This window comes from Bordetella genomosp. 9 (assembly GCF_002261425.1).
In the GTDB taxonomy this organism is placed as follows: domain Bacteria; phylum Pseudomonadota; class Gammaproteobacteria; order Burkholderiales; family Burkholderiaceae_B; genus Bordetella_C.
In genome coordinates this window covers 465,290-489,416 of sequence record NZ_NEVJ01000002.1, presented here as the reverse complement: position 1 = coordinate 489,416, position 24,127 = coordinate 465,290, and the positions used below count along the sequence as shown (strand labels likewise).

Below are 24,127 nucleotides of genomic sequence, written 5' to 3'. Positions count from 1 at the left end.
TCCCTAGAGCGCACGCGATTAAACAGATTCTCTGGATGGAACGCAGCGCTTGCTTTTAGCACTCAGGATATTATCGTGAACGAACGTGAACCCCTGCGCCTGACCGACGAACTGGAACGCCAACTGATGCGTCAGGCCATTGAAGAACAATTCCGCCCGCGCCCGCTTCGTGCGTTGGGTAAGATGATCAGCAAGCTCGGCCGCTCTTTCCGCGCCCCTGCTGCCCGCCACGGCGGCGAAGCAGCCCGCGCCTGAAACAGAAAAGCGACCAGACAGCGACAGATCCCCTTGGGGGCTGCATAAGCCCCTTTTAAAACCCGCCCTCGTGGCGGGCTTTTTTTTTGCCGGGGATAATACGCCGCTATGAACGCCTCGACTGCCCTGCCCACGCCGCCCCGCCTGCGGCGATTCGCCTGCATGATGTACGAAGCCGTGCTGCTGTTCGGCGTGGTTTTCCTGGCGGATTATCTGTTCGACACGCTGACGCAGAGCCGCAGCGGCCTGATGCTGCGGCCGGCCCGCCAGTTCTGGCTTTTCCTGGCCATCGGCGTGTACTTCGTGGTGTGCTGGCGACGCGCCGGCCAGACGCTGCCCATGAAAACCTGGAACATCCGGCTGGTCGCCAGGGACGGCACCGCGCCGTCGCTGAGCCGCCTGGTCTGGCGCTACGGGCTGGCCTGGGTATTGCCCTTGATCGCGGCCCTGGTGGTCTGGGGCATCGAGTCGCTGACCCGCTGGCCCGCCACCCTGATGTTCATCGTCGCCGCGCCGTTCGCGGTGTTCATCGGCTCCTGGCTCGATCCGGAAGGGCAGTTCCTGCATGACCGCTGGGCGGGCACGCGGCTGGTCACGGTACCAGGTGCGCCCCGGGCGGCGCGCAAGAGCCCGGCCGGCGCCTGACGCCGTTCCGCCCACATCCCGCCCGTGGCCGTGGCCGTGGGCCGCGGCATCCCCGCCGCTGTCATGAAAGCGCCATCGCAATTTCACATCGACGTCATCGCCGGGTGATTTCATGCGTACATGACAGCGCGAACGAGGGACATGTGAACGAGATTCGCCCGACGCATTGGCGCACTGTGTGGATTTCCGATTTGCATCTCGGCACGACGGGGTGCAAAGCAGAATTCCTCCTGGACTTCCTGGATCACAACGAAGCCGAGACGCTGTACCTGGTCGGCGACATCGTCGACGGCTGGCAGCTGCGCAAGCACTGGCATTGGCCGCGCGCCCACAACGACGTCGTCCAGCGCATCCTGCGCAAGGCACGGGAAGGCACGCGGGTGGTGTTCGTGCCGGGCAACCATGACGAATTCGCCCGCGAGTTCATCGGCTATGCCTTCGGCGACATCGAGATCGTCGACGAAGACGTCCACGAGACGGCCGACGGGCGCAAGTTGCTGGTGCTGCACGGCGACCAGTTCGACGGCGTGATCCAGCACAGCAAATGGCTGGCGCACCTGGGCGACACGCTGTACCAGTTCGCGCTGTGGCTGAACCACTACTTCAATCGCATGCGCCACCGCATGGGACTGCACTACTGGTCGCTGTCCCAATACCTGAAGCACAAGGTCAAGAACGCGGTCGCCTTCATCACCGACTTCGAACACGCCCTGGCCGGGGAAGCCCGCCGGCGCGGCCTGGATGGCGTCGTCTGCGGCCACATCCACAAGGCCGAACTGCGCGACATCGATGGCGTGCTGTACTGCAACGATGGCGATTGGGTGGAAAGCCTGTCGGCCCTGACCGAAGACCACAGCGGCCAATTGCGGTTGCTCGACTGGGCGGCCGTGCTGGCCGATCGCGCGGCGGACGCCCCGCCGGCCCGCGCGCCGCGGCCGGTGTCCCTGCCCGCGCTGCCCTCGGCCCTGCGCCGCCAGGGCAAGCATCCGTAAGGCCGCGCGCCGCCCCACCTCTGGCCCCGGGGCGTCGCCGCTCGCGGCGGCGGCCGCCGCAACATCGGTAATAACCCTAGGCCTGGCGGACCGCTGCACGCGAAAGTTGCGGATCGTGGCCCTCTAGGTCATGCTTGCGTTTGGGGCAATCCGGCCCCAAAAGCACTGCCGACGAGTCCCATCGTTGTAACCGCTCACAACAGGGCCATGAACGATCAATACCAGGCGCTCTACGACTCTTTCCGCTGGCTAGTACCCACGCAGTTCAACATCGCCGAGGTGTGCTGCCACCGTTGGGCCGAAAGCGGCCTCGACGCACGCCGCATCGCCATTTATTACGAAGACGAAGCGGGCAACAGGGAAGTCTGGACCTACGGTCGCCTGGCGGAAGCGGCGAACCAGTTGGCGAATGGCCTGGTGCGCATGGGAGTCGGAAAGGGCGACCGTGTCGCTGTTGTATTGGGACAACGACCGGAGACCGCGGTGGTGCACATGGCCACCTACAGCGTCGGCGCGGTCATCGTCCCCTTGTCCGGATTGTTCGGCCCCGAAGCGCTGGAGTCGCGCCTGCGCGACTCGGAAGCGCGCGTCGCGGTGGTGGACGCGGCGTCCAGCGCCAACCTGCTTTCCATCGCGGAACAGTGCGCTGCCCTGCACCAGATCATCGGCATCGGCTTCGCCGACGAACGCGTGCTGCCGTGGCGCAGCCTGCTGGCGCGCCAGCCCGCCGAGTTCAAGCGTGTTTCCACCCTGGCCACCGATCCCGCGATCCTGCTGTACACGTCGGGCACCACGGGCGCGCCCAAGGGGGCGCTGCTGCCGCATTCCGCCCTGATCGGCAATCTGCCGGGTTTCGTGGCGTCGCAGGACTGGTTTCCCAAGCTGGGCGATGTGTTCTGGTCGCCGGCAGACTGGGCCTGGACCGGCGGCATGATGGACGCGCTGCTGCCCACCCTGTATTTCGGCCATCCCATCGTCGGCACGCGCGGCCGGTTTTCACCCGAGCGTGCGTTCGAATTGCTGGAACGCTACCAGGTCACGAACACCTTCCTGTTCCCGACCGCCCTGAAAGCGATGATGAAGGCGGTGCCGGCGCCGCGCGAACGCTACAAGCTGGTGCTGCGGGCCATCATGAGCGCCGGCGAATCCGTGGGCGAGACCGTGTTCGGCTGGTGCCGGTCGGCGCTGGGTATCACGCCGAACGAAATGTTCGGCCAGACTGAAATGAACTACCTGGTGGGCAACAGCCAGGCGCGCTGGCCCGCCAAGCCGGGCAGCATGGGCCGCCCCTATCCGGGGCACCGCGTCGCCGTCATCGACGACCAGGGCCAGCCGGTCAAGGCGGGCGAAATCGGCGAAGTGGCGCTGAACCGTTACGACATCCACGGCCATCCCGACCCCATCCTGTTCCTGCAGTACTGGCGCAACCCGATCGCCACCGCCGCGAAATTCAGCGGCGACTGGTGCCGCACCGGCGACCTGGCCCGCATGGACGAAGACGGCTACCTCTGGTACGCGGGGCGCAGCGACGACGTCTTCAAGTCGGCGGGCTATCGCATCGGGCCGGGGGAAATCGAAAGCTGCCTGCTGGGCCACCCGGCCGTAGCCAACGCGGCCGTGGTGCCCAAACCGGATGCGGAGCGCGGCGCGCTGGTCAAGGCCTATGTCGTGCTGACGCCGGAGTACGCCGGCCAGGCCCGCGACGGCATCGTCCAGGCCCTGCAGGACCACGTGCGCGAACGGCTGGCGCCTTATGAATATCCCAAGGAAATCGAGTTTCTCGACGAACTGCCCATGACCACCACCGGCAAGGTGCAGCGGCGGGTATTGCGGCAGCTCGAAGAAGAAAAAGCGGAAAAGGCGCGCGGCGACCAGCCCGCCTGACGCAGGAGACCGCCATGGCCATCTACGAACTCGAAGGCGTCGCGCCGCGCATCGACGCCAGCGCCTATATCGCCGACAGCGCGGACATCATCGGCGACGTCACGCTGGAAGCGGACGTCAGCATCTGGCCCCAGGTGACGATACGCGGCGACAACGCGCCCATCGTCATCCGCCAGGGCAGCAATATCCAGGAATCGTCGGTCCTGCACGTCGACAAGGGCGTCGGTCTGATCGTCGAGGAACGCGTGACGGTGGGGCACCAGGCCATGCTGCACGGCTGCACCATACGCGCGGGCGCGCTGGTCGGGATACAGGCCATCGTGCTGAATGAAGCGGTGGTGGGCCGCAATTGCCTGATCGGCGCCGGCGCCATCATCCCCGAAGGCCGCGTGATCCCGGACAACAGCCTGGTCATCGGCATCGGCAAGGTGGTGCGGGAACTGACGCAGGAAGAAATCGACCGCATGCACCAGAACACCCAGGGCTATATCGATCGGGGACGCCAATACAAACGCGCGCTGAAACGCGTCGGCTGAGCAGCGCGATCCGGCCGCGGCGCGGCCAGCCCGGGGGCCGTATCGGCTAACATTCCGGGATGACCGATCTCCTGAAGAAATACCTGTTCGAGGACCGTACCGTTCGCATCCAGGCGGTACGGCTGCATGACACCTGGCGCGCCGCCCAGGTCAATCACGACTATCCCCCCGCCATCAAGCGCCTGCTGGGCGAAATGATCGCCGCATCCACGCTGCTGGCGGCCAACCTGAAGTTCGAAGGGTCGCTGGTGATACAGGTGCAGGGCGACGGGCCGATCGCCCTGCTGGTGGTGGAGTGCCGCGCCGACCTGAGCCTGCGCGCGACCGTCAAGCTGCGCCAGGAACAGGTGGTGCCGGACACCGGCACGATGCAGAGCCTGATGAATCCCGGCGGCAATGGCCGCTTCATCGTGGTGCTGGATCCGCAGCGCAAGGCGCCGGGGCAGCAGGCTTACCAGGGTATCGTGCCCATCGTGGGCGATACCGTCGCCGACGCGCTCAGCCACTACATGCAGCAGTCGGAACAGCTGGAGACGCGCTTGTGGCTGGCCGCCGACGACAATCACGCGGCGGGCATGCTGCTGCAGCGCCTGCCCGGACAGGGCGGGGTCGCGCAGACGCCCGAGGCGGCCGAGGAAAGCTGGAATCGCGCCGTTCACCTGACGGAGACGCTGAAGTCGGACGAGTTGCTGGCCACCGATATCGATACCTTGATCCATCGCCTGTATTGGGATGAGACCCTGCTGACCTTCGAGCCGTCCGGGGTGCGCTGGCATTGCCCGTGCAACCGCACCAAGGTCGCCGATATGCTGCGCATGCTGGGCCGCGGGGAAATCGAGAGCATCCTGGCCGAACGCGGGGATGTGGAAGTCGCCTGCGATTTCTGCGGCAAGCCCTACCTGTTCGATGCGGTGGATTGCGCGGGCCTGTTCACCGACTCGCAGGCGCTGCCGGGACAGGATCCGCCCACGGTGCACTGAGGCCGCGGGCTGGGCGCGCCGCCCGCGCGTCCGTGCAGGCGCGTCAGGTGCCGCCGCCGTGCCCGGCACGCGACGTCCGCCCAGGTGCGTCGCGCGCATCACACGTATATGTCGCAATCGACGCGCGCCGGCCGGCGCGGCAGACTTGCGCCATGCATCCTCCGATCTCGCGCGCGGCGGCCCGCCAGCGCGGCGCGGCCATCGTGGCTTTTACCGTGAGCGCGCTGCCGCTACTGTTCTGCGGCCTGCTCGTGGTCGAGGCCGCCCGCTGGCACATGACCCGGCAGATGCTCGACCTGGCGCTGCTGGAAGCGGCGCGCGCCGGCGCGACGGGGCACGCACGGCCCGCCACGATCGAGCAGGCGTTCGAAACCGCCCTGCTGCCCCTGTTCCATCCGCCCGGGCGGCATCGCGATCCGCGCGCCCGCATGCGCGCGAGCTTCCTGCACGTCACGCAGCAGACCGGCGCCCCGCCCTGGCGTATCGACGTCACCTCGCCCTCCGTCGGCGCCTACGCGGATTTCGGCGATGCGTCGCTGCGCATCCCTGCCGCGCGTGGCCTGCCGACCATACGCAATGACTACCAGGCGGAGCAGCACCTGCGCCGCCGGCGCATGGGCTGGCCGGGCGGACGCGGGCCGCGCTCGGGGCAGACGGTGTTCGAAGCGAACATGCTGCGGCTGCGCCTGGCTTATGCGCACGCACCCTGGGTGCCTGGGGTGCGGGCGCTGCTGCGGCGGCTGGCGGCGCTCCGGGGCAGCGGCGATCCCGCGGCGCGGGCCGGCATGCTGGTGATGGAGATGGAAATGGCCTTGCCCATGCAGTCGCATCCCGTGCTGTGGCACGCGAGCGCGGCGGGCGTGGGGAGACCGGTGAACGCGGTTGGGGCAGCTGGAGCGGCCAGAGGGGCCAGACCCGCCGAAACGGCCGGAGCGGCCGGCGCGGACCGGGAGGTCGCCGGCGCTCGGACGCATGTCGGCCCTGTCGGCCTGCGTACGCCGACACGCCGTCCTCGGCCCGGGCCGGACGAGATGGACATCAGCGCGCCTGAGCGACGGGATGCGGGGGCTGGCCCCTTGCTCCCGGACGGGAGCGACGGACCGATCGACGACCCCGCTTGCGGGGTGCTACTGTGCTGCGCGCCAGTCGGGAATGGCGACGGGCTGGCCTGACGCGGCCGGGGCGCGCCTAGCGGAGCGCGCCTAGCGGGGCGCGCCTAGCGGCGCGTGCCTTGCGCGGCATTGGCGTTGGTGCCCGCACCCGCACGGCTGGCCGGCGACGCGCCGGTGGCGCGGTTGGCGGCCGGTGTGGCCGGCGCGGCCCCTGGGCGATTGCTCGCGTCGGCGGATTGCGGCGCTTGCGCGGAAGCGGACGTGGCGGGTGCGCTGCCGGCGGGCACGATCTGCACGAAAACCTCGCCGTCCTTCATCATGCCCAGTTCGCTGCGCGCCCGTTCCTCGATCGCGCCCGTGCCCGACTGCAGGTCGTGCACTTCCGCATCCAGGGCGGCGTTGCGGGCGCGCATGCCTTCGTTGACGGCGCGCTGCGCGGCCACCTGTTTCTGCAGGTCCCACACCTTGAACCAGCCGCCCTTGCCCAGCCACAACGGGTACTGGATCAGGCAGACCAGGGCCAGTAGAACCAGGAACAACAGGCGCATGCGGTATCCGAACAGGGTTGAACGGCCGCCGCCCCGTCAGGGCCGGCCGCCGGACGCGCGACCAGGTCAGCGCAGGTTGTAGAAGGCTTCCACGCCAGGATAGGACGCGACTTCAGCCAGTTCTTCCTCGATGCGGAGCAGCTGGTTGTACTTGGCCATGCGGTCCGAACGCGACAGCGACCCGGTCTTGATCTGCATGGCATTGGTCGCCACGGCGATATCAGCGATGGTGGAGTCTTCCGTTTCACCCGAGCGATGCGAAACCACGGCGGTGTAGCCGGCGCGCTTGGCCATTTCGATGGCGGCGAAAGTTTCGGTCAGCGTGCCGATCTGGTTGATCTTGATCAGGATGGAATTGGCCACGCCCCGGGAGATGCCTTCCTTCAGGATGCGCGTATTGGTGACGAACAGATCGTCGCCGACCAGCTGCACCTTCTTGCCCAGTTGGTCGGTCAGCAGCTTCCAGCCGTCCCAATCGTTTTCGGCCATGCCGTCTTCGATCGAAATGATGGGGTACTTGTCGCACCACGTGGCCAGCAGATTGGCGAATTCCTGCGAGCTCAGCGAAATGCCGCCTTCACCTTCCAGCACGTACTTGCCGTTCTTGAAGAATTCCGAGCTGGCGCAATCCAGGCCCAGCGCGATCTGCGTGCCGGGTTCGTAGCCGGCTTCGCCGATGGCTTTCAGGATCAGCTGGATGGCGGCCTCGTGATTGGCGACGTTGGGCGCGAAACCGCCTTCGTCGCCCACGGCGGTGGACATGCCTTGCGCGTTGATCAGCTTCTTGAGCGCGTGGAAGACTTCCGCGCCCCAGCGCAGCGCTTCGCGGAAGCTGGCCGCGCCCACCGGCAGGATCATGAATTCCTGCAGGTCCAGCGTGTTGTTGGCGTGCGCGCCGCCGTTGATGACGTTCATCATGGGCACCGGCATGCTCATGGGGCCGCTGCCGCCGAAATAGCGGTACAGCGACAGGCCGGATTCGTCGGCGGCGGCGCGCGCCACCGCCATGCTGGCGGCCAGGATGGCGTTGGCGCCCAGGCGTTCCTTGGCATCGGTGCCGTCCAGTTCGATCAGGGTGCGGTCGACGAAGGTCTGTTCCTGCGCGTCCAGCCCCATCAGCGCTTCGGAGATTTCGGTGTTCAGGTTTTCGACCGCGCGCAGCACGCCCTTGCCCAGGTAGCGGCCTTTGTCGCCGTCGCGCAGTTCGATGGCTTCGCGCGTGCCGGTGGAGGCGCCCGACGGCACCGCGGCCCGGCCCATGGCGCCCGATTCCAGCAGCACATCGCATTCCACGGTGGGATTGCCGCGCGAATCCAGGATTTCGCGGCCGATGATGTCGACGATTGCACTCATGATGGTCTTCCCTAGGTCGTTGAGATCGTTGAAAACTTTGCGCTGCGGCGCCGGACCGGCCGGCGCCGACTGGAATCAAACGGCCATGGCGCGGTGGCGTTCACGGAGCGTCCGCGGCTGCGTGCGAGCGCGCGGACGCCCGCTTCACGCGGCGTCCGCCGCGCGGCGTTGCTGCCTGTCGATGGCGGCCTGGATGTAGCTGGAGAACAGCGGGTGCCCGTCGCGCGGCGTCGACGTGAATTCCGGGTGGAACTGCACGCCCACGAACCAGGGATGCGCCGGCAGCTCCATCATTTCCGGCAGGTTCTCGGTGGGCGTACGCGCGCTGATCACCATGCCGGCGTCTTCCAGCCGGGGCACGTAGACGTTGTTCACTTCGTAGCGATGGCGGTGCCGTTCGTTGACTTCCGGCCCGTAGATCTTCGCGGCCAACGTGCCGGGCTTGACCGGGCAGCGCTGCGCGCCCTTGCGCATGGTGCCGCCCAGGTCGGAATTGGCGTCGCGCTTTTCCACGCGGCCTTCGCGATCCATCCATTCGGTGATCAGGGCGACGACCGGGTGCGGGGCGGCGGGATCGAATTCCGTGCTGTTGGCACCGCCCAGGCCGGCCACGTGGCGCGAGAACTCGATGACCGCCAGCTGCATGCCCAGGCAGATGCCCAGGTAGGGCACGCCGTTTTCGCGCGCATAGCGGATGGCGGCGATCTTGCCTTCGGTGCCGCGCTTGCCGAAGCCGCCCGGCACCAGGATGGCGTCCAGGTGCTTGAGGCTGTCCGTGCCGTGCGCTTCCAGGTCTTCCGAGTCGATGTATTCGATCTTGACGCGCGAACGGGTATGGATGCCGGCGTGGACCAGGGCTTCGGTCAGCGACTTGTACGATTCCGTCAGGTCGACGTACTTGCCGACCATGCCGATCGTAACTTCGTGCACCGGATGTTCCAGGGCTTCGACCAGGTCGTCCCACATGGACAGGTCGGCCGGGGGCGGCGTCAGGCCCAGGGCGTCGCACACCAGGTTGTCCAGGCCCTGCTTGTGCAGCATGGCGGGAATCTTGTAGATCGAATCCGCGTCCCAGACCGAAATGACGGCGTCCAGCGGCACGTTGGAAAACAGTGAAATCTTGGCGCGTTCGTCTTCCGGGATGGGCCGGTCCGCCCGGCACAGCAGCGCATCCGGATAGATACCGATTTCGCGCAGTTTCTGCACCGAGTGCTGCGTGGGCTTGGTTTTCAGTTCGCCCGCCGATGCGATGAAGGGCACCAGGGTCAGGTGGATGAAGGCCGCGTTGTTGCGGCCCATGCGCAGGCTCATCTGCCGCGCGGCTTCCAGGAAAGGCAGGGACTCGATATCGCCGACCGTGCCGCCGATTTCGACGATGGCCACGTCGGTGTTGCCATCCCAGCCGGCTTCGGCGCCACGAGCGATGAAGTCCTGGATTTCATTGGTGATGTGCGGGATGACCTGCACCGTCTTGCCCAGGTAGTCGCCCCGGCGTTCCTTGCGCAGCACGGATTCGTAGATCTGGCCGGTGGTGAAGTTGTTCACCTTGCGCATGCGCGTGGAAATGAAGCGCTCGTAATGGCCCAGGTCCAGGTCGGTCTCGGCGCCGTCTTCCGTGACGAAAACCTCGCCATGCTGGAAGGGGCTCATGGTGCCGGGATCGACGTTGATGTACGGGTCGAGCTTGAGCAGGGTGACTTGCAGACCGCGCGATTCCAGGATCGCGCCGAGGGACGCGGCGGCGATGCCTTTCCCCAGGGAAGACACTACGCCACCGGTGACAAATACGTATTTGGTCATCGTGAATAGCGCCCGGGCGGCCGGGCGCGTGCGGGAAATTTGGATTATAGCCGGGCCGTCGGCGAATCCCGGTATTTCCCATCGCGTCGCGAAGTAACAACGGCGGCCGCCCGCGCGGCCCCCGGGGCTCGCCTACTCCGCCGTGGCCAGCGCCCGCGTGCGCGCCAACAGCCATTCCCGGGCGGCGCCGTCGACGTGCGGCAGCAGGCGCTCGCGCACCTGGGCGTGATAGCCGTCCAGCCAGGCGATCTCGTCCGGCCGCAGCATGTCCGCCAGGATGCAGGTCGTATCGATGGGACACAGCGTCAGCGTCTCGAACGCCAGGAATTCACCCAGCTCCGTGGTCTGCGCGGGCCGGTTGCAGACCAGGTTCTCGATCCGCACGCCCCAGCGTCCCGGCCGGTAGATGCCCGGCTCGTTGGACGTGATCATGCCGGGCTCCATGGCGGTATGGGGCGTGGCCTGGGCGCGGTGCGCGATCACCTGCGGCCCTTCGTGCACGTTCATGAAGTAGCCCACGCCATGGCCGGTGCCATGGCCGTATTCCGCGCCGCCTTCCCAGATGGGCGCGCGCGCGATGGCGTCGAGCATCGGCGACAGCACGCCGCGCGGAAAACGGGCGCGCGACAGCGCGATCATGCCTTTCAGCACCAGGGTGAAATCGCGCTTCTGCTCGGCCGTGGGGCGCCCGACGCCGACGACCCGGGTGATGTCCGTGGTGCCGCCTTCGTACTGGCCGCCCGAATCGATCAGCAGAAGACCGTCGCCTTCGATGGCGGCGTGCGACTCCGGGGTGGCGCGGTAATGCGGCATGGCGCCATTGGCGTTGTAGGCCGCGATGGTGCCGAAGCTGAGCGAGACGAATCCGGGGCGGCGCCGGCGGGCGGCGCTCAGCTTTTCGTCTATGGTCAGCTCGGTGATCGCTTCGCGCCCCACGGCGGCGTCGAACCAGGCGAAGAATTCGCAGAGGGCGGCGCCGTCCTGCTCCATGACCGCGCGTACATGGGCCAGTTCGTCATCGGTCTTGCGGGATTTGGCCAGGGTGCTCGGGTTGATGGCTTCCACGCGGCGCGCGGTGGCGGGCAGCGCCGCCAGCACGCCGACCGTGGTGCGCGCCGGATCCACCAGGACCGCCGCGTCCGCCGGCAGCCCGGCCAGGGCCTGCGCGTAGGCGTCGTAGGGGCGGATGGCGACGCCATCGGCGCCCAGGCGTTGCGCCAGGGCGGCGTCGATCTTGCCGGCCGCGGTGTACAGTTCGGCGCGGTCGGCCAGGATCAGCGCATGGCCGACGAAGACCGGGTTGTAGTCCACATCGGCGCCGCGCAGGTTGAACAGCCACGCGACATCGTCCAGCGAGCTGATCAGGTGGGCCGTCGCACCCTTGGCCCGCATGGCCGCGCGGACGCGCGCCAGCTTGTCGGCGCGCGTCACGCAGGCGTAAGGCGGCAGGTGCTCGCGCACCGGCGCCGCCGGCAATCCCGGGCGGTCCGGCCAGATGTCGGCCAGCAGGTCGTGGGAGATATCGAGGCGGCCGCCCGCGGCGGTCACCGCGTCGGCCAGCACCCGGTGCGCGGCCAGCGACAACACCTGGCCGTCCGCGCCGACCGCGGCCTGCCCGGCGGCGGCCCGCGCCTTGCAATGCGCCGCCAGCCATTCAGGGTGCGCCGGCACGGACGGATCGCCCAGCTTCATCAGGCTGACACAGGTGCCCGCCAGTTGCGCTTCCGCCTGCACCCAATAGCGGCTGTCCACCCACAGGCCGGCGAAATCCGCGGTGACGACCAGGGTCCCCACCGAACCGGTGAAGCCGGACAGCCATTGCCGCCCCTGCCAGCGCGCCGGCAGGTATTCGGACAGGTGGGGATCGGCGGACGGGACGACGTAGGCCGTCAGGCCGCGCGCGGCCATGGCGTGGCGCAGCGCTGCGATACGGGTGTCGGTATGCGGCATGGAAATCCTTGGGGCGCGGTCAGCGCAGCATGAATGACATGGCGGCCAGGCTGTTGAGCGTGCGTATGGCGGCCTGCATGCTGTCGGTGGTGAAGCGCAGCGTTACGCCGTCCACGCGCTCCAGCGCGGGCCAGGTGCAGAACAGGTCGGCCAGCGCCGGGTTCTGGGTCTGCAGCACGCATTCTATAGGCGGCTCGATACGCCAGGGCTTGAGGCTGCCGATATTGTCCATGGCCTGGCGCGCGGCGTCGCGGATGGCCGCGCGCGCGGCCGCCGGCGACAGCGATACGCCGCTGCCCTGCCCGCGCGCGATCTTGGTCTGGACCCAGGCCGCGCCGGGAAACAGCTCGCGGGTTTCGCCGATGAAGACATCGTCGCCGCTGGCCAGGGCGACCGGGACGCCCAGTTCGCCCGCCAGCGCGCCGTAGAGCCCGGCTTCGCCCAGCTCCATGCCGTTGATGCGGACCTTGGCGAAGGAAAAACCGTTGATGGTGTGGGCGAGCACGCCACGGCCCTGGGCACGCGAGTGGTAACCGATCATGAAGACCGCGTCGCAGGGCTCTTCCAGTCCGCCCATCATGCCCAGGTAGCGCGGTTTGCCCAGCACCAGCCGGGCGCGTTCGTCGATGCCGTCGGGCAGCAGATTGCGAAAACCGCCGTGCGAGTCGTTGACCAGCACGTCATCGGCGCCCCCTTCGAAGGCGCCGGCGACCGCCGCGTTGGCTTCGCCCGTCATCCAGGCGCGGGCACGCTCGTATTCGGCGTTGCCGGCGGTGACCTGCTGGGAATGGAAGACGCCGGCGACGCCCTCGATGTCGGTGGAAACGAGTATGCGCATGAAAAGCTTCCTGTAGGTGCTTTTTGTAGGTCGATATCCTGGCCTGGCGCTCAGGGCTCGGCGCTCAGGGCCCCGTGTTCAGGGCCGGCCGTCCAGCCATTCCCGCCAGGCGGGAATCGCGTCGCGCAGGGCCGCCCTGGCATGGCCGTCGCGGCCGGTAACGCCGTCCGCGCGCCATAGCGCGTGCAGGATGGCCTGCTCGATCGCTTCGGCGGCCGCCTCGAACAGCGGATCGATGCGGGTTTCATGGAGCATGGCGATCGCCGGCATGCCGCGGTCCGCCAGGTGCGGCACGGTATAGGCCGTGGAGAAGGCCAGCGCGATGTCGCCGCTGCCGTGGCCGAATACGGAACCTGTGCGGGCCAGGCCGGCACCGGCCCGCAGCGCCAGGCGGCGCAGCTGGCGGGCGTCCAGCGGCGCATCGGTCGCCAGCAGCAGGATGATGGAACCCTTTTCCGCGCCTGCCGTGGCGGCGCCGTCGGCGGGATCCGCCATCGTGGCGTCTTGCCCCGCCGCGGCCGCGCTGCCTGCCTGGGGGCCCAGCGCGCGATCGCGCTCCAGCCACTGCCCGAAGGGCCGCCCGGCGACCGTCAGCAGGGGCCGGCGGCCGAAATTCGCCAGCACCAGGGCGCCTACCGTCCAGGACCGGCCGTCCGCCGGGCGCGTCATCCGCGACGCGCTGCCGATGCCGCCCTTGAAACCGAAGCAGGACATCCCCCGGCCCGCGCCGACGGCGCCCTGCGCGCAATCGGCCGACGCGGCGCCGTGGGCGGCCACGTAGTCGGACTCGGCCACGGCCATGGCCTGGATGTCGTTCAGATAGCCGTCATTGCACTCGAACACCAGCGGGTTCACCGTCGGCCAGGCTCGGCCGATTTCCGGATTGGCGCCCACCGCCTGGCGGATCTGGGCGTTGGCCACGGTGCCGACCGCGAAGGTATTGGTCAGCGCGATCGGCGTTTCCAGCAGGCCGAGCTCTTCCACCTGCACCAGGCCGATGCTCTTGCCGAAGCCATTCAACACCGCCAGTCCGGCCGGCACCTTGTCCCGATAGGGATCGCCGGCGTGCGGGCGCACGACCGTCACACCGGTCTGGGTGGCGCCGCGCGCCAGCGTCGCATGGCCCACCGCCACGCCGGCGACGTCGCAGATGGTGTCGAGCGCGCCCGAAGGCAGCGTGCCGACGCGGGGCTGCTCGCCGGCGCGGGCCGGCTTCGCCGCGCCGCTGCCTGCCGTCATGTCCGTGGCCATGGATCAGCGCCGATCGATCTTGGGATCCAGCGCGTCGCGCAGGCCGTCCCCCAGCAGGTTGAACGCCAGTACGGTCAGGAAAATGGCCAGCGCCGGGAACACCGCGATGTGCGGCGACGTCACCATATCCGCGCGCGCCTCGTTCAGCATCGCGCCCCACTCCGGCGTGGGCGGCTGCGCGCCCATGCCCAGGAAGGACAGGCTGGCCGCCGTGATGATGGAGGTGCCGATGCGCATGGTGCCGTAGACGACGATGGGCGATATCGTGCCGGGCAGGATATGCCGCATGATGATGGTCCAGTCCGACGCGCCGATACTGCGCACGGCTTCCACGTAGGTCATGTGCTTGATGGACAGCGTGTTGCCGCGCACCAGGCGGGCGAAGGCCGGCACGCTGAACACCGCCACCGCGACCACCACGTTGACCATGCTGGAGCCCAGGATGGCCACCACGCCGATCGCCAGCAGCATGCCGGGGAAGGCCAGCAGCACGTCCGACAGCCGCATGCTGACGCGTTCCCACCAGCCTTCGTAGTAGCCCGCCATCAGGCCCAGGAAGGTGCCCACGGCCGCGCCCAGCGCCACCGAGACGAAGCCCGTGACCAGCGAAATGCGCGCGCCCATCAGGATGCGGCTGAAGATGTCGCGGCCCAGCGCGTCCACGCCCAGCCAGTGCACCAGCGACGGACCGGCGTTCAGATTGTCGTAGTCGAAATAGTTCTCGGCGTCGAAGGGGACGATCCATGGCGCCAGCGCGGCCACCACGACCAGCAGCAACACGAAGATACCCGCGCCCATGGCGAGGTGCTGCTTCTTGAACTTGCGCCAGAATTCCGTGAACGGCGTGCGCACGGCTTCGGCGCCGGCCGGCACGGCGGCGGTCGCGGCGCCGGCGGCGGCGGTGTTGTCGAGTTGCGTCATGGGTTGCGACATGGCCGCCTCACTTGTACCGGATGCTGGGGTTGATCACGCCATACAGCACGTCCACCACCAGGTTGATCAGAATGAATTCCAGGGAGAACAGCAGCACCAGGCCCTGGATCACGGGATAGTCGCGTTGCGTCACGGCGTCGACCAGCAGCGCGCCCAGGCCGGGCCAGCTGAACACGGTCTCGACGACGATGGAGCCGCCCAGCAGAAAACCGAACTGCAGGCCCATCATGGTGACGACCGGGATCAGGGCGTTGCGCAGCGTGTGCTTGGCCACCACCACCGATTCGGCCAGGCCCTTGGCGCGCGCGGTGCGCACGAAGTCTTCCTGTATGACTTCGACGAAGGACGCGCGCGTGAACCGCGCCATCACGGCCGCCACGGCCGCGCCCAGCGTGATGGAAGGCAGTATGTAGTGTTTCCAGCTGGACGCGCCTATGGTCGGCAGCCAGCCCAGCTGCACCGAAAACACCTGCATCATCATCATCCCGAGCGCGAACGCGGGGAAGGAAATGCCCGACACGGCCAGCGTCATGCCCAGGCGGTCCGGCCAGCGGTTGCGCCAGACGGCGGACGCGATGCCGATGACCATGCCGAACAGCACGGACCACACCATGCTGGTCATGGTCAGCAGCAGCGTCGGCATGAAGCGGTCGGCGATCTCGGTGCTGACGGGGCGCTTGCTGCGCAGGGACACGCCCAGGTCGCCCTGCAGCATGTGCGTGAAATAGCGGACGAACTGTTGCGGCAGGGGCAGGTCCAGCCCGAGTTCCTGGCGCACCAGTTGCACTGTCTGTTCGTCGGCGTCCTGGCCCGCCGCCAGCCGCGCCGGGTCGCCGGGCAGCATGTGGACGAACATGAACACCACCGCGATGACCAGCAGCAGCGTGGGTATCATGCCCAGAAGGCGCTTGACGATGTAGGTAAGCATAAGGATTTCCTGCGCGCGGATGCCGGAGCATCCGCGCGGTGGGTTACTGCACTGCGCTTATTGCACTGCCTTTATTGCTTCAGATCGACGTCGCCATACCAGAAGCTGGTGTCGGGCATCACGTACACGCCGCTCAGGTTCTTCGACTTCACGTACACGTTGCCCTGCGTGACCAGAAAGGCCCACGGCGCATCGTTCCAGATGGTCTGCTGCGCGTCCTTGTACAGGGCGGTCTTCTCGTCCTTGTTGGTGGTGGTCAAGGCTTTCTTGATGTCGTCGTCCACCTTGGGGTTCGAGTAGTAGGCCGTGTTGTTCAGCTGCGGCGGGAAGGCTTCGGTGGCCAGCAGCGGACGCAGGCCCCAGTCGGCTTCGCCGGTGGACGACGACCAGCCCGCGTAGTACATGCGGACCTTGGCGTCCTCGGGCTTCTGCACCTGCTGCACGCGCTGCACGCGTTGGCCGGATTCCAGCACCTCGACCGACACCTTGACGCCGACCTGGGCCAGCTGCTGCTGCAGGAACTGGACGATCTTCTGCGAAGTGCCGTCGTTATAGGCCGACCACAGGGTGCTTTCGAAACCGTTGGGATAGCCGGCTTCCTTCAGCAGTTCGCGCGCCTTCTTCGGATCGTAGCCCCAGCCCTTCTTGTCGATCAGGTAGGCGTACTCGACGCCCTGCGGGATCACGCCGGTGGACACGCTGGCGTAGCCGGCATAGGCCACCTTGATCAGCGCTTCCTTGTTGATGGCGTAGTTGATCGCCTGGCGCACCTTGGGATTGTCGAAGGGCTTCTGCTGCACGTTCATCGACACATAGCGGGCCATGATCGAGTTTTTGCGATCGACCACGTCGATCTTGTCGTTCTTGGCCAGCGTGGCGGCCTGCTCGTAGGGCACCGGGAAGGCAAACTGCGCTTCGCCCGTCTGCACCACGGCGGCGCGGGTGTTGTTGTCGGTGACCGTGCGGAAGGTCAGCGTATCCACCTTGGGATAGCCCTTGCGCCAGTAGCCGTCGAACTTCTTGACCTTCAGGTATTCGGCCGGTTTCCATTCGACGAACTCGAAGGGGCCGGTGCCCACGGGGTGGAAGCCGATGTCCTTGTTGCCCCACTTCTTCAGCGCGGCGGGCGAGATCATCATGGCGGCCGGGTGGGCCAGCGCATTGATGAAGGCCGAGAACGGACGCTTCAGCGTGATGCGCACGGTGTACGGATCGACCACTTCGGTCTTCTCGACCTGGTTGAACTGCGTGTAGCGGGTCAGGCGGTTCTCGGGGTTCGAGACGCGGTCGAAGTTGGCCTTGACGGCGTCCGCGGTGAAGTCCGTACCGTCCTGGAACTTGACGCCCTGGCGCAGCTTGATCGTGTAGACCAGGCCGTCGGGGCTGACTTCGTAGCCGGTGGCGAGCACGGGCTGGATCTTCAGGTCCTTGTCGAATTCGAACAGGCCTTCGTAGTACGCCTTGCCGGCGGCCTGGTTCAGGGTGCTGTTGGTGTTGTAGGGATCGAGCGTTTCCAGGGCGATGGAAACGGCAAAGGTCACATCCTTCGTCGCGTGCGCCAGGGGCGACGCGGCGACGCCGAAGGCCAGCGCCGCGGCGGCCATCAGACGGGTGGGGCGCAATGCTTTCATGTGATGCACTCCTGAGGGTGAAAGGAGAGTGGGTGGACTAAAACGACAACGGAGGAAAACACGACAACGGAGGAAAACGATGCCGCAGGACGAGCGGCTGGACGGCCTCAATACCGGCCGCCCACGGCGTGCCGGGCCACGTAGTGTCCCGGTCCGACATTCACCAGCGGCGCGACCACCGGCTCGTCGCCGGGCCTGCGGATCGGGCTGGGTATTTCTTCGGTCAGCAGCGTGCGCTTCAGGTGGCGCCGCGCCGGATCGGCGATCGGTACGGCGGCCATCAGCTTCTTGGTGTACGCGTGCTGGGGGTTCTCGAAAATCGCGCGGCGCGGGCCGATCTCGACGATCTGGCCCAGGTACATCACCGCCACGCGGTGGCTGATGCGTTCGACCACCGCCATATCGTGCGAAATGAACAGGAAGGCCACGCCCAGGTCGCGCTGCAGGTCGATCAGCAGATTGACGATCTGCGCCTGGATGGAGACGTCCAGGGCCGACACCGATTCGTCGGCGATCACGACCTTGGGATTCAGCGCCAGCGCGCGGGCGATGCAGACGCGCTGCCGCTGGCCGCCGGAAAACTCGTGCGGGTAGCGCTGCGCCATCGCCGCCGGCAGGCCGACGCGCTCCAGCAGTTCGGCCACGCGGCGCTCCGCTTCCTTGCCGCTCGCCACGCCATGCACCAGCAGCGGCTCCATGATGGAAAAGCCGACCGTGACGCGCGGATCGAGCGACGCGAAGGGATCCTGGAACACGAACTGGATATCGCGGCGCAAGGCTTGCAGTTCCGCGCCCTTGAGCTTGCCGATGTCGCGGCCTTCCAGCTTGATGCTGCCGCCCTGGCTTTCGGTCAGGCGCAGCAGCGAGCGTCCGGTGGTGGATTTGCCGCAGCCGGATTCGCCGACCAGCGCCAGCGTTTCTCCCGGATAAAGATCGAAGCTGACCTTTTCCACCGCGTGCACGCGGCCGCGCACACGGCTCAGGATACCGCCACGCAGATCGAAACGCGTGACCAGGTCGCGGACGCTGAGGATGGGTTCCCTGGCCGTCGCGTCGGCGGCCAGCGCGTCACCGTCCGCCGCGGCATCGGCCGCCGCGTCCGCGGCCGCATCGGCGGCGGCGATCGTCGAACCGGCATCCATGCGCACCAGCTCGAAGCGCTCCGGCAGATCCGTGCCGCGCATGGAGCCCAGCCGGGGCACGGCCGACAGCAATGCCTGGGTGTAGCGGTGCTTCGGCGCGCCGAAGATGTCGGTCGACGGCCCCTCTTCCACCTTGTCGCCGCGGTACATCACCAGCACCCGGTCGGCGACTTCCGCCACCACGCCCATATCGTGCGTGATGAACACCACCCCCATATGCATTTCTTCCTGCAGCGCGCGGATCAGCTGCAGGATCTGCGCCTGGATGGTCACGTCCAGCGCGGTGGTCGGTTCATCGGCGATCAGCAGCGCCGGCTTGCAGGCCAGCGCCATCGCGATCATCACGCGCTGGCGCATGCCGCCCGACAGCTGGTGCGGATAGCGATCCATGATGGAACGCGCTTCCGGAATACGAACCTGTTCCAGCATGCGCAGCGCTTCGGCGCGCGAGGCCGCGCGATCCTTGCCCTGGTGCAGGCGGATGGATTCCGCGATCTGGTCGCCGGCGGTGAAGACCGGATTCAGCGACGTCATCGGCTCCTGGAAAATCATCGCCATGTCGGCGCCGCGCACGCCGCGCATCTCGCGCTGGCTGGCGCCCGCCAGTTCGATGACCTGGCCCGCGCGCCGCCGCAGCAACAGGCTGCCCTGCGCGATGCGGCCGCCGCCGTGTTCCACCAGGCGCATCAGCGCGAGCGAAGTCACCGACTTGCCCGATCCCGACTCGCCCACGATGGCCAGGGTTTCGCCCCGGTCCACGTGGAAGGACAGGTCGCGCACGGCCTCGACGGTACGCTCCGCGGTCGCGAACCGCACGGTCAGGTCACGCACCTGCACCACGCGGCTCTCCGGCATTGCCGGCCGATCGTCGCGACGGGTCGTCGCCCGCGCGTCCATCATGCTGTCGGCCATATTCATCCCCTGAAACTCATTACACTCATGGCGCCCGTCGCCGCGTCATCGATAGATGGCGGCCACCGGCGCTTCGCCCACGCGGGCATGGCCGCGATACATGCCTTCGGTATTGAAGGTCAGCGATACGTTGCCCTGGCCATCGACCGCGATCAGGCCGCCCTTGCCGCCGATGCGCGGCAGCTTGTCATGTACGACGGAATGGGCGGCTTCTTCCAGCGTGGCGCCGCGGTATTCCATCTGCGCGGCCACGTCGTAGGAGGCCACCATGCGGATGAACATTTCGCCGGTACCGGTCGTCGACACCGCGCAGGTCGCATTGGCGGCGTAGCAGCCGGCGCCGATCAGCGGCGCATCGCCCACGCGACCCACCTGCTTGTTCGTGACGCCGCCGGTGGACGTCGCGGCCGCCAGGTTGCCTTGCGCATCCAGGGCCACGGCGCCCACGGTGCCGAACTTGCGGTCGGGATCGATGGGCGCCGCGGCGGGCTGCACGCCCGCCACCATGGCTTGTCCATCATGGTCCAGCACCGCCGCGCCGGGCTGTTCGCGCTGCACGCGCAGCAGCTGTTCATAGCGCGCCGGCGTCGAGAAATAGGATGGGTCGACGATGTCCAGGCCCTGCTCGCGCGCGAACGCCTCGGCGCCCTGTCCGACGAAGAACACGTGCTTGCTGTGCTCCATGACGCGGCGTGCCGCCAGCACCGGGTTGCGCACGCAATTCACGTTGGCGATCGCGCCGGATCGCAGCGTGGCGCCGTCCATGATGGACGCATCAAGCTCGTGCGTGCCGGCGCTGGTGTAGACGGCGCCATGCCCGGCATTGAAGAGCGGACAGTCTTCCAGGCGCGTGACGGCTTCCGTCACCGCGTCCAGGGCGCTGCCGCCGCGCGCCAGCACGGCCTGGGCAGCCGCCAGGATCTCGTTCAAGGCATCCAGGTACTCGCGCTCCTGTTCGGGCGAGATCGACGCGCGCGACATGGTGCCGGCGCCGCCATGGATGGCCACTACGGGTTGGATCATCGCTTTCTTTCTCCTGAGCCGTGGAGCAGCCACGGCATGATGGATTGGGTGGCCTCCAGCGCGGAGGCGACCGAGTCTTTGGCGCGGAAGGCCACCGCGGCGGCCAGCGCCTCGATGAGGCCCAGCGCCGCCGTCTCGGAATTCGCGAACAACTGGCGCTCGGCGTGCGCGTACAGCGCGACGGTGGCCAGCGGGGCCAGCGGCGACGTGGGCTTGTCCGTGAGCGCCAGCACGGGGACGCCGGCTTCCCTGGCGGCGGCAGCCAGCGTCACGGTGTCGTTGACGTAGCGGGGAAAGCCGATGACGACCATCAGGTCGTCCGGCTTCATGCGCGGCAGGCGGCGCGCGGCCTGGGACACGCCGCCCGGGCCGGCCAGCGACTCGACCACGTCGCAGTGCATGAACAGCGAACGATGCATCAATCCGGCCAGGAAGCCGCTGGCGCCGAAACCGACGATATAGATGCGCCGCGCGGCCAGCACGGCGTCCACGGCCCGCTCGCAGGCGGCGGCGTCCAGCGATTGCAGCGAACGCTCCGCATTGCGCGCGTCTTCCTGCAGCGAAGCGGCGAAGACTTCCGCCGCGGTGGCCGGATGCGCCAGGCGCGTACGCAGTTTTTCCACGGGCGCCAGCGCGGACTCGAAACCGCGCGCCAGCTCGGCGCGGAACTGCGGATACCCCGGCAGGCCCAACGTACGGGCGAAGCGGTTGGCGGTGGCGACCGACACCCCATTCGCCGCGGCGAACTCGTCGATGGTCATCGTCGCCGCCCGGAACTGGTGCGCCAGCACGTATTCCGCCAGCCGATGCTGCGTCGGGCTGAGCGTGGGCTGGGCGTTCGCGATGCGATCGGCGATGGTGACGGCGGGCTGGTTCATGCGGGCGGGAGCGTTCGTGGCGGGCGGCGTCCCCCCGGGTGGAGGGCGGATGCGCGCCTGGGCGCGAGGCAGATCGGGAGCGGGACAGGACCGTTGAGGAACCGCAGATGTAAATGGATTTCGCCCGCCATTTTATTCATGAAAATAAATTTTCACACTCGGGTTTACCCCTGCCGCAGTGCAGCATGAAACAGAACGGCGCCCGGGAGGGGCGCCGTCTGGCATGGTTTCAAGTGGAAAAACCGGGCGTGGACGCGGCCGGACCACGTCCCCGCCGTCAGCCCGGCCGCCGGCCCGGCGGACCAGCCCGCCGCTAGCGCGCGGAGTCGGGTGCCGGAGGCAGGTTCGCCCCCTTGCGTATGCCGGCTTCCAGGATGAAATACAGCACGGCCGCGATGGCGAAGGGCCCCAGGTAGTAGACCGCCCGGTAGGTGAGCAGCGTGCCCAGGATTTCGTAGTGCGGGACCTGTCCCGACAACATGGCGACGAATACGGCCTCCACCACACCCAGGCCGCCGGGAATATGGGTGACGGCGCCGGCGATGCCGCTCAGCAGCAGCACCCCCAGCACCAGGGCATAGGACACGTCGTGGCGCATCAGGGTCCAGACCACCATGCCGATCGACATCCAGCAGGCGCTGCCCAGCACGCTCTGCGCCAGGGCGACCTTGCCGGACGGCAGGAATATCTCGTGCCCCCGGATGGTCCAGGACCGGCGCCGCGACCACGCGCACAGCGCCACATAGGCCACGGCGGCGAGCACCATGGCCGCGCCGATCACGCGCAGTGCCCCTGCCCCGATATTCCAGTTGTCCGGGATCGGCAGGACGCCCCAGGCGAACAGGCCGCCGGCCACCCAGAAATAACCCAGCCAGTTGGTGGTCAGGCTCAGGCCGACGATGCGGGTGATTTCCGCGGCCTGCAGTCCCATCTTCAAGTACAGCCGGAAACGGAAGCCCACGCTGCCGATTAGCGACCCCATGTTCAGGTTGAAGGCATAGGCGACGATGCCCACCGCCATCACCCGGAGCGGGGGAATCTTGTGGCCCAGGTAGGGAATCGCCAGCAGGTCGAAACAGGCATAGATCAGGTAGCTCGCGACGGCAACGCCGCACGCGCGCAACAGGACGGGCCAGGTATTGGCCCGCACCGCCTCCATCACCTTTTCCCACTCCACGTCGCGGGCCAGGTTCACCAGCAGGCCGATCACCAGCAGGGCGAAGGCGATGAAGATGATCTTGCGCAGCAGGGGCCAGCGCGCGCGCAGCCCCTGCATGAAGCCGCCCTGGCGCGGGGCCGCGGCGCTAAGCTGTTCGCTGCTCATGCGTTTCCTCTGATTCGGTGGCGATCGGCGGCGGGGCCACCGTGAGTAGACGGGGTTTGTGCGCGGGCAGCCAGCCGGTCCAGGAAGGGAAGCGGCGCAGGAAGTGGTAGACGAAGATGCCCCACAGCAGGCGCCGCAGCTTGCGGCTGCCCGGGGGCGCGGGCTCGGGGTGCCGGCAATGGTTTTCCATCAGCCATTCCAGCCGCTCACGCAGGAAGGATGCGAACTCCGCATCGCGGATCATGACGTTCGCTTCCAGGTTCAGGGCAAGGCTGAGCGGGTCCAGATTGCTCGATCCGACCGTGGCCCAGGTGCCGTCCACGCACGCGACCTTGCCGTGCAGCGGCCGCTTGCAATACTCGTAGATCTGCACGCCCGCCGCCGTCAGGTGATCGTAGAGCATGCCGGCGGCCACCTTGACGATGGGCATGTCGGGTTCGCCCTGCAGGATCAGGCGCACGCGCACCCCGCGCTGGGCGGCGTTGCGCAGGTCGCGCAGCAAGCGGTAGCCGGGGAAGAAATAGGCGTTGGCGATGGTCACCTCGTGCTGGGCCAGGCGGATGGCGGCGCGATAGTGCCGTTCGATGTCGGTGTGGTGGCGAACGTTGTCGCGCACCACGAACATGGCCTCGGCCTTGCCGGCATGCCGCTCGGCGGGATTTTGCTGCGCCCGGCGCGGCCACCAGCGGCCGCGCTTTTTCGGGTCGACGGTGCGGCGGGCGAAACGATGGATTTCAGTGACGATGGGACCCTGTATCTCGACCGCGTAGTCCTGCTTGGCCTGCGGGCCGAAATCGCCCAGGTGGTCGGCGGAAAAGTTGATGCCGCCGATGAAGGCGGTTTCCCCGTCGACCACGACGATCTTGCGGTGCATGCGGCGGAATACATTGGTGCGCAAGCCGAACACCCGTGCGCGCGGGTCGAACACGCGCACGCTGACGCCGGCGCGGAGCATGCCGCCCAGGAATTCCTCGGACAGGCTTTCCGAGCCGTAGCCGTCGATCAGCAGGCTGACGCGCACCCCGCGCTGCGCGGCGGCTATCAGCACGCGGCGCAAGCCCTGCCCGACCTTGTCGTCGAACAGGATGAAGGTTTCCACCAGGACTTCGGCCTGCGCCTGCTCGATGACTTCGAACACCCGCGGATAGTAGGCCTCGCCGTTTTCCAGGAGTTTGAAGGCGTTGCCAGGAATCCATCTAGCGCTCATCGCGG

General features: G+C 67.6%; 21 protein-coding genes. 7 read left to right on the top strand and 14 right to left on the bottom strand.

The genetic code is table 11. The annotated features are described in order from the left end of the window. Positions 1 to 75: 75 nt before the first annotated feature. The 7 genes from CAL26_RS08225 (at position 76) to CAL26_RS08195 (ending at position 6,464) form a co-directional block, all read left to right on the top strand. A complete protein-coding gene (locus CAL26_RS08225; RefSeq protein ID WP_094846423.1) occupies positions 76 to 255 on the top strand; it encodes a hypothetical protein in 180 nt (59 codons plus the stop codon). Positions 256 to 363: 108 nt separating this feature from the next. Continuing rightward, positions 364 to 900, top strand: coding sequence for an RDD family protein (locus CAL26_RS08220; RefSeq protein WP_094846422.1), 537 nt, complete (start codon positions 364 to 366; stop codon positions 898 to 900). 143 nt (positions 901 to 1,043) lie between these two features. Then, the gene (locus CAL26_RS08215) at positions 1,044 to 1,892 is read left to right on the top strand and encodes a UDP-2,3-diacylglucosamine diphosphatase (protein WP_094846421.1); all 849 of its coding nucleotides are present in this window, start codon (positions 1,044 to 1,046) and stop codon (positions 1,890 to 1,892) included. 207 nt (positions 1,893 to 2,099) lie between these two features. Further along, positions 2,100 to 3,776 carry an acyl-CoA synthetase gene (locus tag CAL26_RS08210; protein WP_094846420.1) on the top strand — a complete coding sequence of 559 codons (1,677 nt, stop codon included), beginning with the start codon at positions 2,100 to 2,102 and terminating at the stop codon, positions 3,774 to 3,776. 14 nt (positions 3,777 to 3,790) lie between these two features. Then, positions 3,791 to 4,312, top strand: a complete 522-nt coding sequence (locus CAL26_RS08205) for a gamma carbonic anhydrase family protein (RefSeq protein WP_094846419.1) — start codon at positions 3,791 to 3,793, stop codon at positions 4,310 to 4,312. A gap of 59 nt (positions 4,313 to 4,371) precedes the next feature. Then, positions 4,372 to 5,292, top strand: coding sequence for an Hsp33 family molecular chaperone HslO (gene hslO, locus CAL26_RS08200; protein ID WP_094846418.1), 921 nt, complete (start codon positions 4,372 to 4,374; stop codon positions 5,290 to 5,292). Positions 5,293 to 5,444: 152 nt separating this feature from the next. Continuing rightward, a complete protein-coding gene (locus CAL26_RS08195; RefSeq protein WP_094846417.1) occupies positions 5,445 to 6,464 on the top strand; it encodes a TadE/TadG family type IV pilus assembly protein in 1,020 nt (339 codons plus the stop codon). A 44-nt stretch (positions 6,465 to 6,508) separates the two neighbouring features. On the opposite strand, the gene ftsB is transcribed toward CAL26_RS08195, so the two are convergent. The 14 genes from ftsB to clsB all read right to left on the bottom strand — a co-directional run bounded on the left by ftsB (position 6,509) and on the right by clsB (position 24,122). Then, positions 6,509 to 6,952, bottom strand: a complete 444-nt coding sequence (gene ftsB, locus CAL26_RS08190; protein ID WP_094846416.1) for a cell division protein FtsB — start codon at positions 6,950 to 6,952, stop codon at positions 6,509 to 6,511. 66 nt (positions 6,953 to 7,018) lie between these two features. Beyond that, positions 7,019 to 8,305, bottom strand: a complete 1,287-nt coding sequence (gene eno, locus CAL26_RS08185) for a phosphopyruvate hydratase (RefSeq protein WP_094846415.1) — start codon at positions 8,303 to 8,305, stop codon at positions 7,019 to 7,021. A gap of 144 nt (positions 8,306 to 8,449) precedes the next feature. Beyond that, positions 8,450 to 10,105 (bottom strand): CTP synthase, encoded by a 1,656-nt coding sequence (locus CAL26_RS08180; protein ID WP_094846414.1) that lies wholly within the window; start codon positions 10,103 to 10,105, stop codon positions 8,450 to 8,452. Positions 10,106 to 10,237: 132 nt separating this feature from the next. Next, positions 10,238 to 12,055: an aminopeptidase P family protein gene (locus CAL26_RS08175; protein ID WP_094846413.1), complete on the bottom strand. Its 1,818-nt coding sequence runs from the start codon at positions 12,053 to 12,055 to the stop codon at positions 10,238 to 10,240. Between the two features lie 19 nt (positions 12,056 to 12,074). Next, on the bottom strand, positions 12,075 to 12,893 hold the full coding sequence (locus CAL26_RS08170) for a M55 family metallopeptidase (protein WP_094846412.1): 819 nt from the start codon (positions 12,891 to 12,893) through the stop codon (positions 12,075 to 12,077). 78 nt (positions 12,894 to 12,971) lie between these two features. After that, complete coding sequence (locus CAL26_RS08165; protein ID WP_094846411.1) at positions 12,972 to 14,144, bottom strand: DmpA family aminopeptidase; 1,173 nt, start codon at positions 14,142 to 14,144, stop codon at positions 12,972 to 12,974. Positions 14,145 to 14,147: 3 nt separating this feature from the next. Then, on the bottom strand, positions 14,148 to 15,065 hold the full coding sequence (gene gsiD / locus CAL26_RS08160) for a glutathione ABC transporter permease GsiD (RefSeq protein ID WP_094846410.1): 918 nt from the start codon (positions 15,063 to 15,065) through the stop codon (positions 14,148 to 14,150). 19 nt (positions 15,066 to 15,084) lie between these two features. Next, positions 15,085 to 16,005: a glutathione ABC transporter permease GsiC gene (gene gsiC, locus CAL26_RS08155; protein WP_086064113.1), complete on the bottom strand. Its 921-nt coding sequence runs from the start codon at positions 16,003 to 16,005 to the stop codon at positions 15,085 to 15,087. A gap of 71 nt (positions 16,006 to 16,076) precedes the next feature. Continuing rightward, the gene (gsiB, locus tag CAL26_RS08150; RefSeq protein WP_094846409.1) at positions 16,077 to 17,636 is read right to left on the bottom strand and encodes a glutathione ABC transporter substrate-binding protein GsiB; all 1,560 of its coding nucleotides are present in this window, start codon (positions 17,634 to 17,636) and stop codon (positions 16,077 to 16,079) included. A gap of 107 nt (positions 17,637 to 17,743) precedes the next feature. Beyond that, positions 17,744 to 19,690 (bottom strand): dipeptide ABC transporter ATP-binding protein, encoded by a 1,947-nt coding sequence (locus tag CAL26_RS08145; RefSeq protein ID WP_373454460.1) that lies wholly within the window; start codon positions 19,688 to 19,690, stop codon positions 17,744 to 17,746. Positions 19,691 to 19,735: 45 nt separating this feature from the next. Continuing rightward, positions 19,736 to 20,713, bottom strand: coding sequence for an isoaspartyl peptidase/L-asparaginase family protein (locus CAL26_RS08140; protein ID WP_094846408.1), 978 nt, complete (start codon positions 20,711 to 20,713; stop codon positions 19,736 to 19,738). After that, the gene (locus tag CAL26_RS08135) at positions 20,710 to 21,591 is read right to left on the bottom strand and encodes a MurR/RpiR family transcriptional regulator (RefSeq protein ID WP_094846407.1); all 882 of its coding nucleotides are present in this window, start codon (positions 21,589 to 21,591) and stop codon (positions 20,710 to 20,712) included. Before CAL26_RS08135 ends, CAL26_RS08140 begins: the two co-directional genes overlap by 4 nt. A gap of 313 nt (positions 21,592 to 21,904) precedes the next feature. Continuing rightward, positions 21,905 to 22,915, bottom strand: a complete 1,011-nt coding sequence (locus CAL26_RS08130) for a lysylphosphatidylglycerol synthase domain-containing protein (RefSeq protein ID WP_094846406.1) — start codon at positions 22,913 to 22,915, stop codon at positions 21,905 to 21,907. Then, positions 22,896 to 24,122, bottom strand: coding sequence for a cardiolipin synthase ClsB (clsB, locus tag CAL26_RS08125; protein WP_094846405.1), 1,227 nt, complete (start codon positions 24,120 to 24,122; stop codon positions 22,896 to 22,898). Before clsB ends, CAL26_RS08130 begins: the two co-directional genes overlap by 20 nt. Positions 24,123 to 24,127 lie beyond the last annotated feature (5 nt).

What these genes read in the sequence shown, in the direction of transcription:
- CAL26_RS08220 (WP_094846422.1), top strand. Translation starts at nt 364, where the DNA reads ATGAACGCCTCGACTGCCCTGCCCACGCCGCCCCGCCTGCGGCGATTC.
- CAL26_RS08210 (WP_094846420.1), top strand. Translation starts at nt 2,100, where the DNA reads ATGAACGATCAATACCAGGCGCTCTACGACTCTTTCCGCTGGCTAGTA.
- CAL26_RS08205 (WP_094846419.1), top strand. Translation starts at nt 3,791, where the DNA reads ATGGCCATCTACGAACTCGAAGGCGTCGCGCCGCGCATCGACGCCAGC.
- hslO (WP_094846418.1), top strand. Translation starts at nt 4,372, where the DNA reads ATGACCGATCTCCTGAAGAAATACCTGTTCGAGGACCGTACCGTTCGC.
- CAL26_RS08195 (WP_094846417.1), top strand. Translation starts at nt 5,445, where the DNA reads ATGCATCCTCCGATCTCGCGCGCGGCGGCCCGCCAGCGCGGCGCGGCC.
- ftsB (WP_094846416.1), bottom strand. Translation starts at nt 6,952, where the DNA reads ATGCGCCTGTTGTTCCTGGTTCTACTGGCCCTGGTCTGCCTGATCCAG.
- eno (WP_094846415.1), bottom strand. Translation starts at nt 8,305, where the DNA reads ATGAGTGCAATCGTCGACATCATCGGCCGCGAAATCCTGGATTCGCGC.
- CAL26_RS08180 (WP_094846414.1), bottom strand. Translation starts at nt 10,105, where the DNA reads ATGACCAAATACGTATTTGTCACCGGTGGCGTAGTGTCTTCCCTGGGG.
- CAL26_RS08175 (WP_094846413.1), bottom strand. Translation starts at nt 12,055, where the DNA reads ATGCCGCATACCGACACCCGTATCGCAGCGCTGCGCCACGCCATGGCC.
- CAL26_RS08170 (WP_094846412.1), bottom strand. Translation starts at nt 12,893, where the DNA reads ATGCGCATACTCGTTTCCACCGACATCGAGGGCGTCGCCGGCGTCTTC.
- CAL26_RS08165 (WP_094846411.1), bottom strand. Translation starts at nt 14,144, where the DNA reads ATGGCCACGGACATGACGGCAGGCAGCGGCGCGGCGAAGCCGGCCCGC.
- gsiD (WP_094846410.1), bottom strand. Translation starts at nt 15,065, where the DNA reads ATGACGCAACTCGACAACACCGCCGCCGCCGGCGCCGCGACCGCCGCC.
- gsiC (WP_086064113.1), bottom strand. Translation starts at nt 16,005, where the DNA reads ATGCTTACCTACATCGTCAAGCGCCTTCTGGGCATGATACCCACGCTG.
- gsiB (WP_094846409.1), bottom strand. Translation starts at nt 17,636, where the DNA reads ATGAAAGCATTGCGCCCCACCCGTCTGATGGCCGCCGCGGCGCTGGCC.
- CAL26_RS08145 (WP_373454460.1), bottom strand. Translation starts at nt 19,690, where the DNA reads ATGGCCGACAGCATGATGGACGCGCGGGCGACGACCCGTCGCGACGAT.
- CAL26_RS08140 (WP_094846408.1), bottom strand. Translation starts at nt 20,713, where the DNA reads ATGATCCAACCCGTAGTGGCCATCCATGGCGGCGCCGGCACCATGTCG.
- CAL26_RS08135 (WP_094846407.1), bottom strand. Translation starts at nt 21,591, where the DNA reads ATGAACCAGCCCGCCGTCACCATCGCCGATCGCATCGCGAACGCCCAG.
- CAL26_RS08130 (WP_094846406.1), bottom strand. Translation starts at nt 22,915, where the DNA reads ATGAGCAGCGAACAGCTTAGCGCCGCGGCCCCGCGCCAGGGCGGCTTC.
- clsB (WP_094846405.1), bottom strand. Translation starts at nt 24,122, where the DNA reads ATGAGCGCTAGATGGATTCCTGGCAACGCCTTCAAACTCCTGGAAAAC.